This is a genomic window from Cellulomonas sp. NEAU-ZC6, assembly GCF_056844425.1.
The window spans coordinates 24,178-46,636 of record NZ_JBXFYH010000001.1; the positions used below are offsets into that span (position 1 = coordinate 24,178).

General features: G+C 75.1%; 21 protein-coding genes. 9 read left to right on the plus strand and 12 right to left on the minus strand.

Annotated features, from left to right (window positions below):
- Nucleotides 1-19: 19 nt before the first annotated feature.
- From AC1050_RS00115 to AC1050_RS00150, 8 genes are all read left to right on the plus strand, one after another.
- Nucleotides 20-850 carry a helix-turn-helix transcriptional regulator gene (locus tag AC1050_RS00115; RefSeq protein ID WP_482385354.1) on the plus strand — a complete coding sequence of 277 codons (831 nt, stop codon included), beginning with the start codon at nucleotides 20-22 and terminating at the stop codon, nucleotides 848-850.
- Nucleotides 851-905: 55 nt separating this feature from the next.
- Nucleotides 906-2,351, plus strand: coding sequence for a Fe-S cluster assembly protein SufB (gene sufB, locus AC1050_RS00120; RefSeq protein WP_482385355.1), 1,446 nt, complete (start codon nucleotides 906-908; stop codon nucleotides 2,349-2,351).
- Nucleotides 2,351-3,697 carry a Fe-S cluster assembly protein SufD gene (gene sufD / locus AC1050_RS00125; protein WP_482385356.1) on the plus strand — a complete coding sequence of 449 codons (1,347 nt, stop codon included), beginning with the start codon at nucleotides 2,351-2,353 and terminating at the stop codon, nucleotides 3,695-3,697. Before sufB ends, sufD begins: the two co-directional genes overlap by 1 nt.
- A complete protein-coding gene (locus AC1050_RS00130) occupies nucleotides 3,694-4,026 on the plus strand; it encodes a non-heme iron oxygenase ferredoxin subunit (protein WP_482385357.1) in 333 nt (110 codons plus the stop codon). Before sufD ends, AC1050_RS00130 begins: the two co-directional genes overlap by 4 nt.
- 21 nt (nucleotides 4,027-4,047) lie before the next feature.
- Nucleotides 4,048-4,812, plus strand: a complete 765-nt coding sequence (sufC, locus tag AC1050_RS00135) for a Fe-S cluster assembly ATPase SufC (protein ID WP_482385358.1) — start codon at nucleotides 4,048-4,050, stop codon at nucleotides 4,810-4,812.
- A 124-nt stretch (nucleotides 4,813-4,936) separates the two neighbouring features.
- Nucleotides 4,937-6,262 (plus strand): SufS family cysteine desulfurase, encoded by a 1,326-nt coding sequence (locus AC1050_RS00140; protein ID WP_482385359.1) that lies wholly within the window; start codon nucleotides 4,937-4,939, stop codon nucleotides 6,260-6,262.
- A 16-nt stretch (nucleotides 6,263-6,278) separates the two neighbouring features.
- The gene (gene sufU / locus AC1050_RS00145) at nucleotides 6,279-6,785 is read left to right on the plus strand and encodes a Fe-S cluster assembly sulfur transfer protein SufU (protein WP_482385360.1); all 507 of its coding nucleotides are present in this window, start codon (nucleotides 6,279-6,281) and stop codon (nucleotides 6,783-6,785) included.
- Entirely contained in the window at nucleotides 6,782-7,153 is a 372-nt protein-coding gene (locus AC1050_RS00150; protein WP_482385361.1) for a metal-sulfur cluster assembly factor, read from the plus strand. The genes sufU and AC1050_RS00150 overlap by 4 nt, the downstream gene beginning before the upstream one ends.
- A 172-nt stretch (nucleotides 7,154-7,325) precedes the next feature.
- Here the strand turns inward: AC1050_RS00150 and ypfJ are convergent, their stop codons facing one another.
- The 4 genes from ypfJ to AC1050_RS00170 are packed head-to-tail and all read right to left on the minus strand — an operon-like array spanning nucleotide 7,326 to nucleotide 10,243.
- Complete coding sequence (ypfJ, locus tag AC1050_RS00155; protein ID WP_482385362.1) at nucleotides 7,326-8,228, minus strand: KPN_02809 family neutral zinc metallopeptidase; 903 nt, start codon at nucleotides 8,226-8,228, stop codon at nucleotides 7,326-7,328.
- A 46-nt stretch (nucleotides 8,229-8,274) separates the two neighbouring features.
- Nucleotides 8,275-8,877 carry a CbiQ family ECF transporter T component gene (locus AC1050_RS00160; RefSeq protein ID WP_482385363.1) on the minus strand — a complete coding sequence of 201 codons (603 nt, stop codon included), beginning with the start codon at nucleotides 8,875-8,877 and terminating at the stop codon, nucleotides 8,275-8,277.
- Complete coding sequence (locus AC1050_RS00165) at nucleotides 8,874-9,623, minus strand: energy-coupling factor ABC transporter ATP-binding protein (protein WP_482385364.1); 750 nt, start codon at nucleotides 9,621-9,623, stop codon at nucleotides 8,874-8,876. The genes AC1050_RS00160 and AC1050_RS00165 overlap by 4 nt, the downstream gene beginning before the upstream one ends.
- Entirely contained in the window at nucleotides 9,620-10,243 is a 624-nt protein-coding gene (locus tag AC1050_RS00170; RefSeq protein WP_482385365.1) for a biotin transporter BioY, read from the minus strand. The genes AC1050_RS00165 and AC1050_RS00170 overlap by 4 nt, the downstream gene beginning before the upstream one ends.
- Before the next feature lie 275 nt (nucleotides 10,244-10,518).
- Here AC1050_RS00170 and AC1050_RS00175 point away from each other — a divergent pair, with 275 nt between their 5' ends.
- Nucleotides 10,519-12,117: an ABC-F family ATP-binding cassette domain-containing protein gene (locus AC1050_RS00175; protein ID WP_482385366.1), complete on the plus strand. Its 1,599-nt coding sequence runs from the start codon at nucleotides 10,519-10,521 to the stop codon at nucleotides 12,115-12,117.
- 25 nt (nucleotides 12,118-12,142) lie between these two features.
- Here AC1050_RS00175 and AC1050_RS00180 read toward each other — a convergent pair whose 3' ends face one another.
- The 8 genes from AC1050_RS00180 to AC1050_RS00215 are packed head-to-tail and all read right to left on the minus strand — an operon-like array spanning nucleotide 12,143 to nucleotide 22,394.
- The gene (locus AC1050_RS00180) at nucleotides 12,143-12,985 is read right to left on the minus strand and encodes an alpha/beta fold hydrolase (protein ID WP_482385367.1); all 843 of its coding nucleotides are present in this window, start codon (nucleotides 12,983-12,985) and stop codon (nucleotides 12,143-12,145) included.
- Nucleotides 12,985-14,550, minus strand: a complete 1,566-nt coding sequence (locus AC1050_RS00185; RefSeq protein ID WP_482385368.1) for an amidohydrolase — start codon at nucleotides 14,548-14,550, stop codon at nucleotides 12,985-12,987. Before AC1050_RS00185 ends, AC1050_RS00180 begins: the two co-directional genes overlap by 1 nt.
- On the minus strand, nucleotides 14,547-15,335 hold the full coding sequence (locus AC1050_RS00190; RefSeq protein ID WP_482385369.1) for an ABC transporter ATP-binding protein: 789 nt from the start codon (nucleotides 15,333-15,335) through the stop codon (nucleotides 14,547-14,549). Before AC1050_RS00190 ends, AC1050_RS00185 begins: the two co-directional genes overlap by 4 nt.
- Complete coding sequence (locus AC1050_RS00195; RefSeq protein WP_482385370.1) at nucleotides 15,332-17,080, minus strand: dipeptide/oligopeptide/nickel ABC transporter permease/ATP-binding protein; 1,749 nt, start codon at nucleotides 17,078-17,080, stop codon at nucleotides 15,332-15,334. Before AC1050_RS00195 ends, AC1050_RS00190 begins: the two co-directional genes overlap by 4 nt.
- Before the next feature lies 1 nt (nucleotide 17,081).
- Nucleotides 17,082-18,107 carry an ABC transporter permease gene (locus AC1050_RS00200; protein ID WP_482385371.1) on the minus strand — a complete coding sequence of 342 codons (1,026 nt, stop codon included), beginning with the start codon at nucleotides 18,105-18,107 and terminating at the stop codon, nucleotides 17,082-17,084.
- Nucleotides 18,108-18,110: 3 nt separating this feature from the next.
- On the minus strand, nucleotides 18,111-19,694 hold the full coding sequence (locus AC1050_RS00205; protein ID WP_482385372.1) for an ABC transporter substrate-binding protein: 1,584 nt from the start codon (nucleotides 19,692-19,694) through the stop codon (nucleotides 18,111-18,113).
- Nucleotides 19,695-19,710: 16 nt separating this feature from the next.
- Entirely contained in the window at nucleotides 19,711-21,300 is a 1,590-nt protein-coding gene (locus AC1050_RS00210) for a hydantoinase/oxoprolinase N-terminal domain-containing protein (protein ID WP_482385373.1), read from the minus strand.
- Nucleotides 21,297-22,394 (minus strand): DUF917 domain-containing protein, encoded by a 1,098-nt coding sequence (locus AC1050_RS00215; RefSeq protein WP_482385374.1) that lies wholly within the window; start codon nucleotides 22,392-22,394, stop codon nucleotides 21,297-21,299. The genes AC1050_RS00210 and AC1050_RS00215 overlap by 4 nt, the downstream gene beginning before the upstream one ends.
- Nucleotides 22,395-22,459 lie beyond the last annotated feature (65 nt).

The window sequence follows — 22,459 nt, forward strand, 5'->3', positions numbered from 1 at the left end:
GCGAACCGGAGGTGTGCGCATGAGCCCGACCACGCCGGCGCCCGAGACCGTCGTCGCACCGCACGACCCCGACTGTCCCGACGACGTCGTGGCGCCCGCCACCGTGGCCGAGGTGCGCGCGGTCCGCGCCGCCGAGCCCGAGTCCGAGGCCGGCACCCGCCGCCGCGTGCTGGACCTGATCGCCGCCGACGGCCCGGTGTCCGCCGCCGAGCTGGCCGCCGACCTGGTGCTCACCGCGGCCGCGATCCGCCGGCACCTCGCCGTGCTCGAGGTGGAGCGGCAGATCGCCGTGCACGACGGCGGTGCCCCGGGACCGGCCCGCCGCGGCCGTCCCGCCAAGCGCTACGTGGTCACCCCGGCCGGCCAGGCCGCGCTGAGCCAGCAGTACTCCGAGCTCGCGTCGCAGGCCCTGCGGTTCGTCGCGGAGATCGGCGGCGCCGACGCCGTGCGCAGCTTCGCCGAGAAGCGGGTGCGCGACCTGGAGGTCCGGCACGCCGACGCGCTGGCCGAGGCGGGCGACGACCCGGCCCGCCGCGCGCAGGTGCTCGCCGACGGCCTCGCGATCGACGGGTTCGCCGCCACGGCGCGTCCCGTCCCCGGCGGGCACGCCATCCAGCTCTGCCAGGGGCACTGCCCCGTGCAGGACGTCGCGAGCGAGTTCCCCGAGCTCTGCGAGGCCGAGGCGCACGCGTTCTCCCGGATGCTGGGCGTGCACGTGCAGCGCCTGGCGACCCTGGCCCGCGGCGGCCACGTCTGCACCACGAACATCCCGATCGTCCCGGTGCGCCGGCCCGCGACCACGGACCGCGCACCGACGACGACCGCCGACGACGGGCCGACGCCCGCATGACCCCCCGACGATCCACGAGCCCCCCGACCCCGTGCTCCTGCGGAAGGACGATGAGATGACGACGACGGACCCCGGCCGCCCCGCGACCGAGCCGATGACCCAGGACGAGGCCATCGCCTCGATCGGCGCCTACGGCTACGGCTGGCACGACACCGACGACGCGGGCGCCACGGCGCAGCGCGGCCTGTCGGAGGAGGTCGTGCGCAACATCTCGGCGCTGAAGAACGAGCCCGAGTGGATGCTGAAGACCCGCCTGAAGTCGCTGCGCCTGTTCGACAAGAAGCCGATGCCCTGGTGGGGCGCGGACCTGTCGGGCATCGACTTCGACAACATCAAGTACTTCGTGCGCTCCACGGAGAAGCAGGCGACCACCTGGGACGACCTGCCCGAGGACATCAAGGACACCTACGACCGCCTGGGCATCCCGGAGGCCGAGAAGCAGCGCCTCGTCGGCGGCGTCGCCGCGCAGTACGAGTCCGAGGTCGTCTACCACCAGATCCAGGAGGACCTGGAGGCGCAGGGCGTCATCTTCGTCGACACCGACACCGGCCTGCGCGAGTACCCGGAGCTGTTCGAGCAGTACTTCGGCTCCGTCATCCCGCCGGGCGACAACAAGTTCGCGTCGCTGAACACCGCCGTGTGGTCGGGCGGCTCGTTCGTCTACGTGCCGCCGGGCGTGCACGTCGAGATCCCGCTGCAGGCCTACTTCCGGATCAACACCGAGAACATGGGCCAGTTCGAGCGGACGCTGATCATCGCGGACGAGGGCTCGTACGTGCACTACGTCGAGGGCTGCACCGCCCCGATCTACCAGTCCGACTCGCTGCACTCCGCGGTGGTCGAGATCATCGTGAAGAAGAACGCTCGCGTGCGGTACACGACGATCCAGAACTGGTCGAACAACGTCTACAACCTCGTCACCAAGCGGGCGACCGCGGCCGAGGGCGCGACGATGGAGTGGGTCGACGGCAACATCGGCTCCAAGGTCACCATGAAGTACCCGGCGATCTACCTGCTGGGCGAGCACGCCCGCGGCGAGACGCTGTCCATCGCCTTCGCGGGTGAGGGCCAGCACCAGGACGCCGGCTGCAAGATGGTGCACGCCGCCCCGCACACGTCGTCGTCGATCGTGTCGAAGTCGGTGGCCCGCGGCGGTGGCCGCACGTCCTACCGCGGCCTGGTGCAGGTGCTCGAGGGCGCCAGCCACTCCGCGTCGAACGTGCTGTGCGACGCCCTCCTGGTCGACCAGATCTCGCGCTCGGACACCTACCCGTACGTCGACGTCCGCGAGGACGACGTGTCGATGGGTCACGAGGCGACGGTGTCCCGCGTGAGCGAGGACCAGCTGTTCTACCTGATGTCCCGCGGGATGACCGAGACCGAGGCCATGGCCATGATCGTGCGCGGGTTCGTCGAGCCCATCGCGCGCGAGCTCCCCATGGAGTACGCCCTCGAGCTGAACCGCCTGATCGAGCTGCAGATGGAAGGGGCCGTCGGCTGATGTCGACCACCACACCCGAGACCGCCGGTCTCTCCACCGACCACTCCCGTGCGACGGCCGACGGCGCGCACAGCCACGGCGTCGGCGGCGTGCCGCAGTCGTCGCGCGCGGCCCGCGCCACCTCGTTCGACGTCGCGGACTTCCCGGTCCCGACCGGGCGCGAGGAGGAGTGGCGGTTCTCGCCCGTCGACCGCATCGCGCCGCTGTTCGCGCCCGAGACGGGCCGGCTCACCGGGCACGGCGTCCTCACCACGGTCGTGAACGCGCCCGAGGTCGAGGTCGAGATCGTGGACCGCGACGACGAGCGCCTGGGCCGCGCCGGCGAGCCGGGCGACCGGGCCGCCGCCGTGGCGTGGGCCTCGTTCCCGCGCGCCACGGTGGTCACCGTCCCGACCGAGGCCGTCGCGTCGACCGTCACCTCGGTGCGGGTCGAGGGCGTCGAGGGCCAGCTGGAGCCCACCGGCAGCCACCTGCTGGTGCACGCCCGGCCGCTGTCCCAGGCGACGGTCGTCATCGACCACGTCGGGTCGGCGCTGCTGACCGAGACCGTCGAGGTCGTGGCCGAGGACGGCGCGCACCTGACCGTCGTCTCCGTGCACGACTGGGACGCGGGCACGGTGCACACCGCCGCGCACCGCGTGAAGCTCGGCCGGGACGCCACGGTCAAGCACATCGTCGTGACGCTCGGCGGCGACGTCGTGCGGGTCACCCCGGACGCGGAGTTCGCGGGCGAGGGCGGCTCGGTCGAGATGCTCGGCGTGTACTACGCCGACGCCGGCCAGCACCAGGAGCAGCGGCTGTTCGTCGACCACGCGGTCCCCAACTGCAAGAGCCGCGTGACGTACAAGGGCGCGCTGCAGGGCGAGGGCGCGCACACCGTGTGGGTCGGCGACGTGCTGATCCGCAAGGAGGCCGAGGGCACCGACACCTACGAGCTCAACCGCAACCTGGTCCTCACCGACGGGGCGCGCGCGGACTCCGTGCCGAACCTGGAGATCGAGACCGGGCTGATCGAGGGCGCGGGTCACGCCAGCGCCACCGGCCGGTTCGACGACGAGCAGCTGTTCTACCTGCGCGCCCGCGGCATCCCGGAGACGGACGCCCGGCGCCTGGTCGTGCGCGGCTTCTTCGCCGAGCTGATCAACCAGATCGGCGTGCCGGAGATCGAGGAGCGCCTGATCGACGCGATCGAGCGCGAGCTCGCGCAGTCCATGTCGGAGTTCGCGGACCCGGCCGCCGTCGTCACCGGCGGGGACCTCGCCAGCGACATCACGCCCGAGACGGACGGCGAGCGCGCCATCCTGAACGAGCCGGCCAGCGTCACCAGCGCGGACGAGCGCGCATGACGGCCCAGCTCGCCTGCATGACCTCCGACGTCCCCGAGGCCGGCACCCTGCGTGTCGAGCTCGAGGGGCCGTCGGGTGTCGTCGAGGTCGCGGTCGTCCGCGACGAGGACGGCGCGCTGCACGCCATCAGCGACATCTGCTCGCACGGCGCGGTGTCGCTGTCCGACGGCGAGGTCGAGGGCTGCACCGTGGAGTGCTGGCTGCACGGGTCGCGGTTCGACCTGCGCACCGGCGAGCCGCTGGGTCCCCCGGCCGTCCGCCCCGTCCCCGTCTACCCCCTGACCGTCGACGGCGAGCGCGTGCTCGTCGACGTCGACGGCGTTGCCTGAAGCCTCGAGGAGAACGAACGCATGTCCACTCTGGAGATCCGCGACCTGCACGTCAGCGTCGAGACCAAGGAGGGCCCCAAGCCGATCCTCCGCGGCGTCGACCTGACCATCGCCAGCGGCGAGACGCACGCCATCATGGGCCCGAACGGCTCCGGCAAGTCGACCCTCGCGTACTCGCTCGCCGGTCACCCGAAGTACCAGATCACCTCGGGCACCGTCACGCTCGACGGCGAGGACGTCCTGGAGATGTCCGTCGACGAGCGCGCCCGCGCCGGCCTGTTCCTCGCCATGCAGTACCCGGTCGAGGTGCCGGGCGTCTCGGTGTCGAACTTCCTGCGCACCGCCAAGACCGCGATCGACGGCGAGGCGCCGCCGCTGCGCAGCTGGATCAAGGACGTCACCGTCGCCATGGACCAGCTCCGGATGGACGCGACGTTCGCCGAGCGCTCCGTCAACGAGGGTTTCTCCGGCGGCGAGAAGAAGCGCCACGAGATCCTGCAGATGGAGCTCCTGAAGCCGCGGTTCGCGATCCTCGACGAGACCGACTCCGGCCTGGACGTCGACGCGCTGCGGATCGTGTCCGAGGGCGTCAACCGCGTGAAGGAGAACTCCGAGGTCGGCGTCCTGCTGATCACGCACTACACGCGCATCCTGCGCTACATCAAGCCGGACTTCGTCCACGTGTTCGTCGACGGGCGCGTGGCCGAGGAGGGCGGGCCCGAGCTCGCCGAGCGGCTCGAGAACGAGGGCTACGACCGGTTCCTGACCTCGGGCGCCAGCGCCTGAGGACGACCGGTCCCGGGACCGGGGCGGCGGCAGCGCCCGCCGCCCCGGCCCGAACCCCCGGGGGCGACCCGGGGACGGCTGCCGCGACAGGTCGCGGTGCGGTGACGAGGACGAGGACGACGAGATGACCGAGACCCTGGACCGGACGGCGCAGGACGGGCAGCGGCCCGGCACGCTGGGCGCAGCGGAGCTGGCCGCGGTGCGCGCGGACTTCCCGCTGCTCGCGCGCACGGTGCGCGACGGCAGGCCGCTCGTGTACCTCGACTCCGGTGCGACCTCGCAGAAGCCCGAGGTCGTCCTCGACGCCGAGCAGGACTTCTACACCCAGCGCAACGCCGCGGTGCACCGCGGGGCGCACCAGCTCGCGGAGGAGGCCACCGAGGCCTTCGAGACCGCGCGCACCCAGGTCGCGTCGTTCGTCGGCGTCGCCGACGAGGAGATCGTCTGGACGTCCAACGCGACGGCCGGCCTCAACCTGGTCGCGTACGCGATGTCGAACGCGACGCTCGGGCGCGGGGGAGCGGCCGCGCAGCGGTTCGCCCTGGCGCCGGGCGACGAGATCGTCGTGACCGAGGCCGAGCACCACGCGAACCTCGTGCCGTGGCAGGAGCTCGCCGCCCGCACCGGCGCGACCCTGCGCTGGCTCGGCGTGGACGACGCCGGCCGGATCCGCACCGACGAGCTCGCGACCGTGGTCACCGAGCGCACGAAGGTGCTCGCGTTCACGCACGCGTCCAACGTCACCGGCGCGGTCACCGACGTCGCGCCGTTCGTGGCCCGGGCCCGCGAGGTCGGCGCCCTGACCGTGCTGGACGCCTGCCAGAGCGTGCCGCACCTGCCGGTCGACCTGCGGGCGCTCGGCGTGGACTTCGCGGCGTTCTCCGGGCACAAGATGCTCGGGCCCACCGGCGTCGGCGCGCTGTACGGCCGCCGCGAGCTGCTCGAGGCGATGCCCCCGGTCACCACCGGCGGGTCGATGGTCGAGGTCGTCACCATGGAGTCGACCACCTACGCGCCGCCGCCGCGCCGGTTCGAGGCCGGCACGCAGATGGTGTCCCAGGCCGTCGGCATGGGGGCCGCCGCGACGTACCTCGCCGAGCTCGGCATGGACGCGGTCGCCGCGCACGAGCGGCACCTGGCCGGGCTGCTGCTCGACGCCGTCGCCTCCGTGCCCGGCGTCCGGGTGGTCGGGCCGACCGAGAACGTCGACCGGCTCGCCACCGTGGCGTTCGTGGTGGACGGCGTGCACGCGCACGACGTCGGCCAGGTGCTGGACGACGCCGGCGTGGCCGTCCGCGTCGGGCACCACTGCGCGCAGCCCCTGCACCGGCGGTTCGGCGTGGCCGCGACCGCCCGCGCGTCGGCCGCGGTCTACACGACCGACGAGGAGATCGCGGTGTTCCGGGAAGCACTGGCCGGGGTCCGGACGTTCTTCGGTCTGAGCGACTGAGACGAGGAAGCAGAACATGAGCACCGGCATGGAGCAGCTGTACCAGCAGCTGATCCTCGACCACGCCAAGCACCCCGCCCACCGCGGGGCGCAGGAGGCGTACGACGTCGAGGTCCACCACGTGAACCCCACCTGCGGGGACGAGGTCACGCTGCGCGTGCGCCTGGAGCCGGGGGAGCAGGGGTCGCCCGTGATCGGCGAGCTGACCTGGTCCGGCCAGGGCTGCTCGATCTCGCAGGCCTCGGCCTCGGTGATGTCCCAGGCGGTGTCCGGGTCGTCCGTCGAGACCGCGCTGGCGCTGTCCGACGACTTCCGCGAGCTGATGGACTCCCGGGGCGTGCTCCCGGAGAAGTTCGAGGACGACCAGCTCGACTCCGCGCTGGAGGACGCCGTCGCGTTCGTCGGCGTGGCCCGCTACCCGGCGCGCATCAAGTGCGCGCTGCTCGGGTGGGCGGCGATGAAGGACGCCGTGGCGCAGGCCACGGTGCAGCAGAGCACGACGACCCACGAGGAGGGGCGATGAGCGACACGACCGTGTCCGACCAGCAGCCGGACGGCGGTGGGGGCGCCACCAGCACCGCCGCCGCGAACGTCGCCGACATCGAGGAGGCGCTGCGGGACGTCATCGACCCGGAGCTCGGCATCAACGTCGTCGACCTCGGGCTGGTGTACGGCATCTCCGTGGAGCAGGGCCGCAACGCGGTCATCGACATGACGCTCACCTCGGCGGCCTGCCCGCTGACCGACGTCATCGAGGACCAGGCCGGCACCTCGCTCGAGGGCATCGTGGACTCCGTGCGGATCAACTGGGTCTGGATGCCGCCGTGGGGCCCGGAGAAGATCACCGACGACGGCCGCGCCATGATGCGCGCCCTCGGCTTCAACATCTGACCCCTCGCGGGCCAGGACGGCCGGCACCCCCGCGGGGTCGCCGGCCGTCGCCGTGCCCGGCGCCTCCCGGCGAGATAGGGCCTCCGAGCCGAGGTAGGGCCCGCCCGGGACCGATCTCGACGCGGAGGCCCGATCTCGCGGCCGGGCGCGGGCCGGGCGGGCCGTCGCCGGGTCAGAGCGTGGGGGTCGCGAAGGTGTCGCAGGCCGTCAGGGTGCCCTGCTCGTAGCCGGTGGTGAACCAGCGCTGGCGCTGCTCGCTGCTGCCGTGCGTCCAGGTGTCCGGGTCCACGCCGCCGCCGGACTGCTGCTGGATGTGGTCGTCGCCGACGGCCGCGGCCGCCGACAGCGCGTCGGCCAGCTCCTCGCGGGTGATCGGCTCCAGGAACGTGACGCCGGTGTCGGGGTCGACGGTCGTGGCGGCGTCGCCCGCCCAGAGCCCCGCGTAGCAGTCGGCCTGCAGCTCGACGCGCACCGAGTCGGAGTCGTCGCCGGTGCCGGACCGGTCCGCGCGGTCGAAGACGCCGGTGAGCTGCTGGACGTGGTGCCCGTACTCGTGCGCGACGACGTACATCTCCGCCAGCGAGCCGTCCTCGGCGCCGTACTGCGACGACAGCAGGTCGTAGAAGGTCAGGTCCAGGTAGATCGACCGGTCGGGCGGGCAGTAGAACGGGCCCGTCGCTGCGGAGGCGGCGCCGCAGCCGGTGTCCGTGGCGGACTCGAACTCGACGACGCCGGGCGGCACGTCGCCCGCGGGGACGTCGAGCCCGGCGGCGGGCAGCGCCCGCGCCCAGTACGCGTCGAGGGCCTGCACCGTGGCGGACAGGCGGCACTCGCGCTCGGCGTTGGCCTGCTCGGCGGAGCACTCGCCGATGGTGCCGACCTGCTCGCCCGCGCCGCCGCCGTCCCCGGTGCCGCCGGAGAGCAGCTGCGCCGGGTTGCCGCCCAGCAGCGTGACCAGCACCACCAGCACCAGCGTGCCGATGCCGCCGCCCACGGCGACGCCCCGGCCGCGCCCGCCACCACGCCGCGACGTGACCCGGCCGCCCTCGAACTGCCCACCCTCCTGGAACGTCATGCCGGGAACGTAGCTCCGCTCGCGGCGCCCCGCGCGCCGGGCGGGCTCAGTCGACGACGCCGCGTGCGGCGAGCGCCTCGCCGAGGTCCCGGGCGCGCCCGACGACGCGGAGCACCGCCGGCGTCAGCCACACGCGGGGATCGCGCTCCACCCCGCGGGCGCGGGCGGCGTCGCGGACCTCGTGCACGGTGCGGGCGATCTCCGGGACGGTGCGCAGCACCAGGGCGACGGCGAGCGCGACGAGGTCGGGCGGCACCCCGAGGTGCCGCAGCGGGCGCGCCGCGCGGGCCAGGGCGTCGAGCAGCCGGTCCGCGGGCGTGGTCGCGGTGACCACCGCGGCGCCGAGCACCAGGGTCACCAGGTCGGCCACCACCTCGACGGCGGGTCCCCAGCCGCGCGCCCACGCCTGGTACGCGCCGGCCAGGACCGCGGTGACCAGCACCGGCAGCAGGCCGCGCAGCGTCGGGCGGGGCGGCAGGGCGGCGACCGCGGCGGCCCCGAGCGCGACCAGCAGCAGGCCGAGGGAGGCGGGCACGCCGCGGGTCGCGACCACCGCGACGCCCAGCAGCGCCAGCGCCCCGAGCTTGGCCCCGACCGGCGCGCGGTCCAGCGGGGTCCGGGCGGCGCGGCGGGCGCCGAGCAGCGTCACGCGCGGTCGTCCGCGGGAGCGGCCATCAGGGCGCGGTAGGCGGCGAGCGCGGCGTCGGGGGCGCCGTCGTGCACCACGCGGCCGCCGTCGACGACCAGCACCCGGTCGGCGCGCGCGGCGGCGTCCAGGTCGTGCGTCACCTGGACCACCTGCTGCGGCAGGTCCGCGAGCAGGGCGTCGACCACGCGACGCCAACGCAGGTCCAGCAGGGTGGTCGGCTCGTCGCACACCAGCACGGCGGGCTCGGTCGCCAGCACCGCGGCGAGGGCCAGGAGCTGGCGCTGCCCGCCGGACAGCGCCCGGACGGGCAGGTCGGCGCGCTCGGCCAGGCCGACCCGCGCGAGCGCCTCGCGCGCCCGGTCGTCGCGCTCGGCCCCGCGCAGCCCGAGCCGGCGCAGCGACAGGGCGACGTCCTCGACGGGGGTCGGCATCACCACCTGCGCGTCCGGGTCGGTGAACAGGAAGCCGACCCGGCGGCGCACCGCGGCGCCGTCGCGCGCGGTGTCCAGGCCGTCGACGCGCACGGTGCCGGCGGACGGGAGCGTGAGCCCGTTCAGCAGCCGGGCGAAGGTCGACTTGCCGGAGCCGTTCGCCCCGACGACGGCGACCCGCCGCTCGGTCAGCGTGCAGCTGACCGGGCCGAGCAGCGTGACCACGCGCTCGGCGCCCCGGCCACCGCGACCGCCGCGTGCGTCGCCGGACCCCGGTGCGTACGCGGTGACGACGGCGTCGTCGAGCTCGATCACCGGCCGCGCAGCAGGTCGGGGAAGGCGCGGAGCGCGGCGGCGGCCACGACGGCCGCCAGCAGGTTCTTCACCAGGTCGCCCGGCAGGAACACCGCGCCGGCGGCGATCGCCTCGGACGGGGCCAGGCCCAGCCGCCAGCCGAGCACCGCGACGCCGAGCGGGTGCACCGTGAGCAGCGTGGCGGCGGCCGCGGCGCCGAACAGGGCGGGCACCCGCCAGCGGGGGGAGGTGCGCCGGGCCAGCAGGCCCAGCCCGCCGGCGACGGCCGCGGCGAGCGGGAACGCGAGCAGGTAGCCGGCGGACGGCCCGGCGAGCACGCCGACGCCGCCGACGGCCCCGGAGAACACCGGCAGCCCGGCGAGCCCCACGGCCACGTAGAGCAGCAGCGCGAGGAACCCGCGGCGCGGGCCCAGCACCAGGCCGGTCAGCACGACGCCGAACGTCTGCAGCGTGATCGGCACGGCGCCGCCGGTCGGGATCGCGGGGAGCACCGCGCACACGGCGACGAAGGCGGCGAACGTGGCGACCAGCGCGACGTCGGTGGCGACGGAGACTCGGGCGACGGGCGCCGGCGCAGCGGGCGCGGCGGTGGCGGCGGGGTCGCGGGGCAGGTCGGACATCGGGCCTCGGGTCGCTCGGGCGGGCAGGTACGGCGGTCACGCTAGCCGCCGCCACGACGCGTCGTCGCCCGCCGACCCGACCAAGGCGCGGCCCCGGCGGCTGGAGGATCCCGCAGCGGCGCCAGCGCCGACGTCACACCGCCGTGCGGGAATTCCGGTCGGGCCGGCGGCGCTGGGCCTCGTAGACTGGTCGGCGTTTGTGCCGGGCCGGCAACGGGGCGCGCGGCATCGCCACCGATCGACCGTGCACGGCCACGAAGGACGAGGGACCACCAGTGATCACAGCCCAGGGCGTCGAGCTGCGCGTGGGAGCACGCGTGCTGCTGCAGGCGGCGAGCTTCCGCATCGCGCCGGGCGACCGGATCGGCCTGGTCGGGCGCAACGGCGCCGGCAAGACCACGCTGACCAAGACGCTCGCGGGGGAGAGCCAGCCCAGCGGCGGGCAGATCACGCGCAGCGACGACGTCGGCTACCTGCCGCAGGACCCGCGGTCCGGCGACCTGTCGACCCTGGCGATGCACCGGGTGCTGTCGGCGCGCGGCCTGGACGAGGTCGTCGCCGCGATGCGCGAGACCGAGGCCGCCATGGCGTCCGCCGACGACGAGACCCGCGACGCCGCGATGGAGCGGTACTCCCGGCTCGAGGCCCGGTTCACGGCCGGCGGCGGGTACGCGGCCGAGAGCGAGGCGCACCGCATCACGTCGAACCTGGGCCTGGACGACCGCGTGCTCGGCCAGCCGCTCGGCACCCTGTCCGGCGGCCAGCGCCGCCGCGTGGAGCTGGCGCGGATCCTGTTCTCCGGCTCGGGCACGCTGCTGCTCGACGAGCCGACCAACCACCTCGACGCCGACTCCATCGGCTGGCTGCGGGACTACCTCAAGGTGTACCCGGGCGGGTTCGTGGTCATCAGCCACGACGTCGACCTGCTCCGCGCGACCGTGAACAAGGTGTTCCACCTGGACGCGAACCGCGGTGAGCTCGACCAGTACAACCTGGGCTGGGACGCGTACGTGCAGCAGCGCGAGACGGACGAGAAGAGCCGCCGTCGCGAGCGCGCCAACGCGGAGAAGAAGGCGTCCGTGCTGCTCGCGCAGGCCGACAAAATGCGCGCGAAGGCCACCAAGGCGGTCGCGGCGCAGAACATGGCCCGCCGCGCCGAGCGGATGCTGGCCGGCCTGGACGAGGTCCGGGTGTCCGACAAGGTCGCGAAGCTGCGGTTCCCCGAGCCCGCGCCCTGCGGCAAGACCCCGCTCACCGCGGCGGACCTGTCCAAGTCCTACGGCTCGCAGGAGGTGTTCGCCGGGGTCGACCTGGCGATCGACCGCGGCTCGCGCGTCGTGGTCCTGGGGCTGAACGGCGCGGGCAAGACCACCCTGCTGCGGATGCTCGCCGGCCTGCAGGAGTCCGACACCGGCGAGGTCCGCGCGGGGCACGGCCTCAAGCTCGGCTACTACGCCCAGGAGCACGAGACGCTCGACATGGACCGCACGGTCGTCGAGAACCTGCGCTCCTCGGCGCCGGACCTGACCGACACCCAGGTGCGCTCGGTGCTCGGGTCGTTCCTGTTCTCCGGGGACGACGCGGACAAGCCGGCCGGCGTGCTGTCGGGCGGTGAGAAGACCCGCCTGGCGCTCGCGGCCCTGGTCGTGTCGGCGGCGAACGTGCTGCTGCTGGACGAGCCGACCAACAACCTCGACCCGGCCAGCCGCGAGGAGATCCTCGCGGCGCTGCGCGGCTACACCGGCGCGGTCGTGCTGGTCAGCCACGACGAGGGCGCCGTGGAGGCGCTGCAGCCCGAGCGCGTGGTGCTGCTGCCCGACGGCGACGAGGACCTGTGGAACCCGTCCTACCTGGACCTGGTGACCCTGGCCTGACGGCGGCGGGTCGGCGCCGCCCCGGTCACAGCGCCCGGCGGGCGTTGTCCGCGATCACCCGGGCGTAGAACGGCCACAGCTCCTGCTCGATGCGGTGGCCCATGCCGTCGACGACGTGCAGCTCCGCGCCCGGGATCGCGGCGGCGGTGAGCTCGGCCGCCAGCGGCCGCAGGGTGGCGTCCAGCGCGCCGTGCACGACCGTGGTGGGCACCCGGACGCCGCGCAGCCGGTCCAGCCGGTCGTCGGCGCGCCGGAGGGCCGACCAGTGCCGCCAGAAGCCGTTCGGCTCGTACCCGCGGGACAGCTGGAGCTCGGCGTGCGCCCGCTCGGCGTCCTCGTCGAACACGAAGGCGTCGGCGTGCATGGCCCGCTGCGTGGCGACGAACTGCTCGACCGCCTCGGCGAGCGGCAGCCGGCGCTGCGGCACCAGGTCCTCGCCCGCCGGCTGCGGCCCGATCAGGTAGGCCGGGTCGAGCCCGGGGATCGTGCCGAGCAGCGCGAGGCTCCGGACGCGGCCGGGGTGGCTCAGCACCAGGTACTGGATCATGATCCCGCCCATCGAGTGCCCGGCCAGGTGCGCCGCCGGCAGCCCGAGGGTGTCCAGGACGCGCAGCACGTCGAGCGCCATGTCCTGCACGGCGTACCCGCCGTCGACGTCGTCCTCGGCGCCGAACCGCTGGGACAGCCCGGTGTCCCGGTGGTCGAACCGCACGACCCGGAACCCCTCGGCGACCAGCAGGTCGCAGAACCCGTCGCGCCACTCGACCAGCTGGGTCCCGCCACCGCCGACCAGCACCAGCGGCTCGCCGTCCCGGGGGCCGCAGACCTCGAAGTGGATCCGCACGTCGTCCACGGTCGTGACCGGCATCAGGCCGCCCCCTCGTCACGTGCGTCGTCGAGCGCGTCGTCGAGCGCACCGACCAGCGCACCGTCCAGCGCGTCCCAGGTCCAGCGCCCGCCGACGGCCGTCGCGGCCACGGGCATCGCGCGCAGCACGTCCGGCGGCGCGGTCAGCGGGTCCGCGTCCAGCACCACCAGGTCCGCGACGTCCCCGGCGCCCACCCGGAGCGGCCCGCGCACGGACGCCGCCAGCGCGACGTCCAGGGGCAGCCGCTGCTCGGGGTGCCACGGCGGCTGCTCGTCCCGCGTGCGCCGGACCGCCGCGGCGACGGCGTGCCACGGGTCCAGCGGGGACACGGGGGCGTCGGAGCCCAGGCGCAGCGGCACCCCGGCGGCGTGCAGCGACCCGTAGGCGAAGGCGCGGTCCGTCCGGCCGGGCCAGTAGCGGTCGGCGACGTCCCGGTCGTCGACGGCGTGCTCCGGCTGCACGCTCGCGACCAGGCCCAGCCGGGCGAACCGCTCGACGTCGGCCCGGGTGACCAGCTGCGCGTGCTCGATCGTCCCGGGCTGCGCGAGGGGCCCCAGGCGCTCGAACGCGTCCAGCACCCGCCCGGCCGCCCGGTCGCCGATCGCGTGCACGGTCGCCCGGACGCCGTGGGCGGTCGCCGTGGCCAGCAGCGCGTCCAGCTCCTCCGGCGCCACCGCCGGCAGGCCGCACGGGTGCGGGTGGTCGGCGGCCACGCCGGGGTACGGGTCCCAGCACCACGCGGTGCGGGTGTTGAGGGAGCCGTCGACCACGACCTTGAGCGGTCCCATGGTGACCAGCCCGGTGGGGTCCAGCACGTCGCCGGACCGCAGCCCGCGGGCGACGACCTCGGCCAGCCGGTCCGGCCAGACGGACGCCTCGACGCGCAGCGCGTCCGCGCCGGCGGCGACCCGGCGCGGCCAGTCGGTCGCGTTGTCGGCGTTCTCGAGCTCGACCACGCCGACCACCCCGCGCTGCGCCGCGGCGAGCCCCGCGTCCCGGTACGCCGCGTCGGTCGGCCGGGTGAACCCGTCGAGCACGTCCAGGGCGGCGATCCACGGCCCCTCGCGCAGCACCCCGTCCGGACCGGGCCGCGCGCCGAGCAGCGCCGCGGCGGCCGCGCTCAGCCAGCCGCAGTGCAGGTCCAGGCTGATCAGCACCACGGGACGGCCCGCGGCGACCTCGTCCAGGGCGCCCTGCGTCGGCAGGTCCGGCCACAGGGCGTCGCGGAACCCGTACCCGACCAGCAGGTCCCGCGGCCAGGCCGGCAGCGCCGCGCGCACCAGGTCGAGCGTCGCGGCGGCGCTGCCGGCCGGCGTGAGGTCCAGCCGCTCGCGGCGGACGACCCACTGCGTCATGTGGACGTGCGCGTCCCACAGCCCCGGCATCAGGACCCGGCCGTCCAGGTCGACGACCGACGTCCCCGTGGTGCCCGTCGCGCCGGTCGCACCGGTCAGCGTCCCCCCGGGGGCGACCCGCGCGACGCGGCCCCCGGCGAGCAGCACGTCGCACGGTTCCGGGGCGCCCAGCAGCCGCGCGTGCCGCAGCAGCGTCGTCGTCGTGGTCATGCGTCCTCCAGGGCGAACGGCTGCCCCATCACGGGGATCGAGCGCAGCAGCTCGCGGGTGTAGGGGTCGGCGGGCCGGGCGAGCACCGCCTCGGTGGTGCCGTGCTCGACGACCCGTCCGGCCCGGAGCACGGTCACCTCGTCGCTGACGTACCGGACGACGGCGAGGTTGTGCGAGATGAACAGCACGGTCAGGTCGAGCTCCTGCTGCAGCTCGCGCAGCAGGTTGAGCACCACGCCCTGCACGGACACGTCGAGCGCCGAGGTGATCTCGTCGGCGACGAGCACCGCGGGTTCCGCGGCCAGGGCGCGCGCGATCGTGATCCGCTGCCGCTGGCCGCCGGAGAAGGCTGCGGGCAGCTCGCCGGCGCGCGCGGGGTCGATCTGCACCCGCGCCAGCAGGTCCCGCACCCGCGCCTCCCGGTCGAGCCGCGGCAGCCGGCGGCCGGTGGCCAGCAGGCCCTCGGCCACGGAGGCGCCGACCGGGGCGCGGGGGTCGAGGGCGCTCAACGGGTCCTGGAACACCATCTGGATCCGCCGCCGGGTGCGCCGGGCGTACCGGGACGGCCCGGTGACGTCCACGCCGCCCAGCAGGATCTGGCCGGACGCGACGGGCGCCAGCCCGACCGCCGCGCGGGCCAGCGTGGACTTGCCGGACCCGGACTCGCCCACCAGGCCGTGCGTGGTGCCGGGCCGGACCAGCAGGTCGACCTGGTCGACGGCCGTCTGCGCGCGGCCGCCGTGGCCGTAGGCGACGGTCACCCGCCGGAACTCGAGCTCGGTCACGCGGGCACCTCCACCTGCGTCGGGACGGACGGGTCGGGTTCCGGCTCCACCACGGGCAGCGGCCGGGACCGGTCCGTCGTCATGCCCGGCACGCAGGCGATCAGCCCGCGCGTGTACGGGTGCCGGGCCTCGTCCCAGCGCCGCGGGTCGAGCTCCTCGACGACCCGGCCGGAGCGCATGACGACGACGCGGTCGCAGAACCCGCTGACCAGCGCGATGTCGTGCGAGATCAGCAGGATGGCCGCGCCGGTGCTGCGCTGCGCCGCGCGCAGGGTCTCGAGCACCTGCCGCTGCACGGTGACGTCGAGGGCGGTCGTGGGCTCGTCGGCGATGATCAGCCGCGGCGTCACCATCAGCCCCGAGGCGATCATCACCCGCTGCCGCATGCCGCCGGACAGCTCGTGCGGCAGCTGGCGCAGGCGCCGCGCCGGGTCCGGGATCCGCACCCGCTCCAGGGCGCTCAGCGCCCGGCGCCGCGCCTCGTCCCGGCCGGTGCGGGCGTGCGTCTCGGCGACCTCGCGCAGCTGCCGGCCGACGGTCAGCGCCGGGTTCAGCGAGCTGAGCGGGTCCTGGAACACCACGGCCTGCTCCAGCCCGAGCCGGGTGCGCTCCGCCGGCGACGGCGGGCGGGTCATGTCGATGCCGCGGAACGTCAGGCGCTCGGCCTCGACCTGCGCGTCGGACCCGAGCAGCCCCGCCAGCGCCATCGCCGTGACGGACTTGCCCGAGCCGGACTCGCCGACCAGGCCGACGACCTCGCCGGGCGCCACGCGCAGGTCCACGCCGTGCACCCGCTCGACGACGGTGCCGTCCGCGGCGGCGAAGGCGACGCGCAGCCCGGCGACGTCGACGACGGGCACGTCGTCCGGGACGGCCGGCGCCGGACCCGACGCCGGGCGGGGCGCACGCGCCGTCCGGCGGAGCCGCCGGCGCTGCCGGCCGCCGCCCTCGCTGAGCAGCTCGCCGAGCAGGGCGAGCAGCACGCCGGTCAGCACGATCGCCAGCCCGGGTCCGATCGCCGCCATCGGGTCGACGTAGATCCGCCGGGCGCCCTCGTTGAGCAGCCGGCCCCAGTCGTACTCGGGCGCCTGCACCCCGAGCCCGAGGAACGACAGCGCGGCGAACGACAGCAGGGTGACCGAGGCGTGCGCGGCCGTGTTGACCAGCAGCGGCGGCAGGACGTTGGGCAGCACGTGCCGGCGTGCGGTGCGCAGCGGCCCGGACCCGAGCATCCGGGCGGCGTGCACGTAGTCGCGCGCCGCGACGGACGACGCCAGCGTGCTGACCAGCCGGGCGAACACGGGCACGCCCGCGAACCCGACGGCGAGCATCGCCCCGGTCGCCGTGGTGCCCCAGATCACCGAGAAGAACAGCGCCAGCAGCAGCCACGGGAACGACAGCAGGATGTCGATCAGCGCGTTGACCCACCGGCGGACGAGGGCGGGCAGCACGGCGGCGACGATGCCGACCACCGCGCCGCCCAGCACCGAGATCGCCGTGGCGCCGAGCGCGAGCAGCACCGACAGCCGGGTGGCCACGACGACGCGCGCCAGCAGGTCGCGGCCGAGGTCGTCGGTGCCGAACGGGTGCGCCAGGCTCGCGCCCTGCTGCCGGGCGTCGATGTCGCGGGCGTCCGCGGCGTCGCCGAGCAGCACGGGGCCGAGCACGGTGGCGAGCGCCAGCAGCAGCAGCCCGAGGGCGACGGCCGCGCCGCGCGGGGTGGCGAGGGTCCGGAGCACGCGCACGTCAGGCCTCCGCGATCGAGGAACGGGGGTCGAGCGTGGCGAGCGCCAGGTCGACCAGGAGGTTCGCCGCCAGCACCAGGACGGCGTAGACCAGCACCAGGCCCTGGATCAGCGGGTAGTCCTTCGCGCTGATCGAGGACACGATGGTCGAGCCGATGCCGGGGACCACGAACACCGTCTCCACCAGCACGGTCCCGGCCACCAGCCCCACGAGGACCACGCCGCCGGCGGTGAGCGCCGCGCCCACGATGTTCGGCAGCGCGTGCCGCAGGTAGAGCACCCGGCCGGGCAGCCGCTTGCTGCGGGCGGTGGTGAGGTACGGCTCGTCCAGCACCCGGAGCATCTCCACGTGCACGATCCGGGCCAGGTAGGCGAGCGGTCCCGCGGCGAGCGCGACCACGGGGAGCACCACGTGCTGCGGGGTGCCCCAGCCGGCCGGCGGCAGCACCCCGAGCGAGACGCCGAACCAGGACACCAGCAGCACCGCGAGCAGGAACCCCGGCACCGCCACGAGCACGCCCAGGACGGCGGACACCGCGAGGTCCAGCGTCCGGTGCCGCCCGCCGCGGGCCGACACCGCGGTCGCCACGCCCACGGGGAACGCGCCGGCGGCGGCGACCACGAACGACAGCCCCGCGAGGACCAGGGTCGCGGGCAGGCGCTCGCCGAGGATCGTGGCGACCGGCCGCTGCGAGGTGACCGACGTCCCGAGGTCGCCGGTGAGCAGCCCGCCCAGGTAGGACCGGAGCTGCGCGCCGAGGGGCCGGTCCAGGCCGAGCTGCAGCCGCAGGGCCTCCACCGTCTCCGGGGAGACCGTGGGGCCCAGCGCGGCACGGACCGGGTCGCCCGGCACCAGGTGCACCAGGAAGAACGACGCGAGCAGGACGATGGCCAGCGAGACCAGCGCCCGGGCCACCCGGGCCAGCACGAACGCGAGCCGCGGGTGGTCGGCGAGCAGCCGGGGACGGTCCCCCCGGACCGCGGGGACGGGCGGGGCGGCGACGGCCGTGGCCGGGGGGATCGTCATGCCTCAGCCCTGCATCCGCACGGTGGTCGGCATGATGCTGCCCGGCATCTCCAGGGTGACGCCGCTCAGGTAGGTGGGGGAGACGGTGTCGGCGACGGGCACGGTGTCGACCCGGTCGATCAGCTCCTTCTCGGCCTCCAGCCACAGCCCGCAGGCGGTCTCGGCGTCCGGTGCGACCAGCGCCTGCTCGGCCAGCGCGTCGTAGGCCGGGTTGTCGACCGCCATGAAGTTGTAGCCGCCCTCCTCGCTGTGCGCGCCGAGGAAGAACAGGCTCAGCACCACCGGGCTGCCCGGTGCCAGCTGCACGAAGCCGGTGTCCCAGTCGTACGTCTGGTAGAGGTCGGTGGCCCAGCCGGTGGAGTCCTCCGCGACCAGCTCGGTGGTGATCCCGAGCGCGTCCCACTGCGCCTGGACCTCCTCGGCGGCGGCGCCGTGCGAGGGGGTGCCGGCGTCGTAGATGAACCGGATCGTCAGGTCGCGCGCGCCGTCGGCGCCCGCGGGGTACCCGGCCTCGTCGAGCAGCGCGGCGGCCTCGTCGACGTCCGTGCCCGGCAGCTCCCACAGCGGGCCGTCCGCCACGCAGGTGAGCGGAGTCTTGTTCACCAGGGACACCGACTCCTGGTAGTGCCCGTCGGTGACCAGCTCGCCGACCGTCTCCCGGTCGAGGGCCAGGGACAGCGCGCGGCGCACCCGCTCGTCGGAGGTCGGCCGGTCCTCGCGCTCGTTGAACAGCATCTGGCCGATCGGGTTGAGCACGCCGACCGAGTCCAGCCCGGCGGCCTCGACGCGGGCGCGGTCCGCGCCGATCACGGCGGCGGCGTTCAGCTCCCCGGACAGCAGCAGGTTCGCGGCGGTCGCCTCGTCGGTGATCACCCGGGCGACGATGTCGTCGGGCAGCCCCGGGGTCTCGCTCGTGACGCCCTCGGGTCCCCACGTGTACCCGTCGCGCTTGGTGTACGTGTACGACGAGCCGGCCTGCGCGTCCGACAGCGCGTAGAGCGCGGTGCCGTTCGTGGCGTCGGTGAGCGTCTCGGGGTCGTCCAGCCCGGCCTGGCACACCATCTCCACCGCGCCCGTGGTCTGGGCCAGGAACGGGTTGGTGGTCGCCGAGGTGATCGTCAGGGCGTTCCCGTCCGCGGTGGCGGTCATGTCCGCGGTCACGTTGGAGCCGAACCAGAACGTGCCGTGCGCGGCGTCCGCCTGGTAGGCGAAGTTGGCGGCGGCGGTCTCGGCGGTGAACTCGGTGCCGTCCGCGCAGGTGATGCCGTCCTTCAGCGTGTACGTGATGGAGGTGCCCGTCTCCTCCCAGCTCTCGGCGAGCCACGGGACCGTCTCGCCGTCCTCGGTGATGTAGGCCAGGGACTCGTACCCGAAGGGCACCAGGCCGCGCTGCACCAGGGAGACGCCGGTGAGCGGCGACAGGCTGCCGGGGTCGTCGTTCACCGCGAGCGTGAACGTGCCGCCGGACACGGGGGTGGACCCGCCGGTGGCGCCGTCGTCGGTGGTGCCGCCGCTGCACGCGGCCAGCGCGACGACGCTCACCAGCGCCGCGGTCGGGGCGAGGGCGCCCCGGGATCTGCTCGTCATGGACGTGCCCTTCGGGTCAGGCGGACAGGGGAGGGGTGAGGCGGGCGAGCGGGCCGGCGGCCTTGACCGCGACCTTGAGGGTGGGACGGGTGGCGTAGGAGACGGGGGTCTCGAGCACGTCGACGACCTCGACGGTGCGGGGGTCGGCGCCGGCCTGGATCGCGCGCTCCACCGCCTGCCGGCCGGCGGCCGCGATGGCCTCGGCCCGGTCCGCGTGGTCGCACAGCTGGTCCGCGCGCCCGCCGGCCAGGGCGATGGCCGCACCGACGGCGTTCGCGACGTTGCCGCGCTCCGGCCGCAGCACCTCGCCGGCGCCGGCGACCACGTCCGGCACCAGGAACGCGCCGCCGCCCACCACGACCAGCGGCAGGTCGGTGCGGCCCAGGGACATCCGCTCGACCGCCGACTCGATCCGGTCGTGCGCGGTGGCGAGCGCGGTGGCGAGCGCCTCGCGGGTGCCGCGGTCGAGCTGGGGCAGCCCGCGGCCGTCGACCGTGCCCGGCCGGGCGGCGGCCGCCGCGTCGGTCAGCGTCGCGGTGCCGCCGCCGAACAGCAGGCCCTCGGTGCGGATCCGGTGCCCGACCGAGTCGGTGAGCGGCACGCCGTGCACCAGGTCGACCACCGTGCCGCCGCCCAGCGCCAGGCTCAGCACGTCGGGCATCCGGAAGTTGGTCCGCACGCCGCCGATCTCGCGGGGCAGCGTCGACTCGCGCGGGAACCGGTCGACCAGCACGCCGAGGTCGCTGGTCGTGCCCCCGACGTCGACCACGACGGCGGCGTCCGCCCCGGACAGCCGGGCCGCGCCGCGGATCGAGTTGGCGGGGCCCGAGCCGATGGTCAGCACCGGGTAGCGGGCGGCGTACTCGACGGCCATCAGGGTGCCGTCGTTCTGCGCGAAGAACGTCGCGGCGGCCAGCTGCTCGTCGGCGACCGCCACCAGCAGCGCGTCCGTGACCTCGCCGGCCACGCGGTGCAGCGCGGCGTTGAGCACCGTGGCGTTCTCCCGCTCCAGCAGGCCCAGCTCGCCGACCTCGTGGCTGAGCGACACCGGCAGGTCCGCGCCGACGTGGTCGGCGACCAGCGCGGCGATCTCCAGCTCCTGCTCCGGGAACGAGGGGCTGAAGATGCCGCACACCGCGACCGCGTCGAACCCGCCGGCCAGGCCGTCGAGGAACCGGCGCACGCCGTCCGGGTCGAGCGGGGACAGCGGGTAGCCGTCCACCAGGTGCCCGCCCCCGGCCAGCAGCGCCCCGGCCAGCACGGTGTCCCGCAGGTCGGCGGGCCAGCCGGCCAGCGACGGGTAGTCGGTCGTGGCCGGCGCGCCCAGCCGCACGACGGCCACCCGGCCGAGGTCGCGGCGCCGCACGATCGCGTTGGTCGCGTGCGTCGTGCCGAGCATCACCCGGGACACCTCGTCCCGGCGCGGGCCGAGGTCGCGCAGCACCGCGGCCAGCGCCGCGCGCACGCCGCCGGTCACGTCGTCGGTGGTCGCCTGCTTGGTCCACGCCAGGACGGTGCCCGCGTCGTCCAGCACCACCGCGTCGGTGTTGGTGCCGCCGACGTCGATGCCGACGGACAGCGCGCCGGGCGCGCGGCCGGCGGTCACGCCGTCACCGCCTGGCGGCCGTCGAACGGCGCGTAGTCCAGGTCGTAGCCGAACGCGCGCGGACCGGCCAGCTCGATGCCGCGCGGGGACCGCCAGAGGGGGTCGCACGCCCAGGCCAGGACGCTGACGCGCTGGCCGAACCGCAGCAGCTCCGTCGAGATCGCCTCGCCGGTCTCGGAGTCGACGATCGTCACGAGGTCCGGGACGCTCACCAGCACGACCCCGTCCTCGATGACCACGAGGTTCTCGTTCTGGATCTCGACCCGCAGCAGCCGGCCCCGGTCGGCGCCGACGCCCTGGACCGTGACCGAGCCGCGGGTGAAGCCGCCCTCGGTGACCCGGTCGATGTCGACGACCTTGCCGGCCACCAGCACCGCCGCGCCGAGCTCGTCGGCCACCGCGGCGACCGGGTCGGCGGCCCCGAGCAGGCACCGGCCGACCTCGACCGCGCGGCTGACGGTGCCCTCGATGACCGCTCCCGGCGCGGTCGCGCGGGTCAGCAGGTAGTGCGCGCCGAGCGCGATGCCGCCGGCCGCCACGGTGAAGGCGCGGGCGTGCCGCTCCAGCCAGGCGATGTCGACGGTGCGGAGCACGGTCACGTTGCCGACCACGTCGGCCATCACGGCGAACTCGCTGGGCAGCCCCGCGACGTTCATCGCGATCATCGTGGCCTGCGGGAACGCGCGGCCCATGCCGTCGGCGTCCAGCACCTGCAGCCCGAGCGCCGCGGCCCAGCCGACCGGTGCCACGCCGTTGCTGCCGCCGATCTCCGCCGCCATCAGCGTGGTGACCGGGCGGCCGACCAGCTGCTCGACCTCGCGGACCAGCGTCTGGGCCTGCGCCGCGGCCCCGAGCATCTCGATCCCGACCGAGGGGGCGCCCATCGCGGACATGTTGATGACGACGTCGTCGTCGGTGAGGTCGGCGACCTGCACCAGGGGGACGGGGCCGTGCTCGGCGACGGCGGCGCGGACCGACAGCTGCACGGTGTGCACGGCACCGCCGCCGCCGGTGCCGAACACGGCCGCGCCGGCGGCGAGCGGTGCGATGTCGTCGGGTTCCAGGAGCCGGGGAGGCCGGGTGCTGCGGGGCATGGCTCGACAGTAGAAATCGTCCCTGACGTGCCACAATGTGCCGCCGGACCAGAGATCGAGGAGAG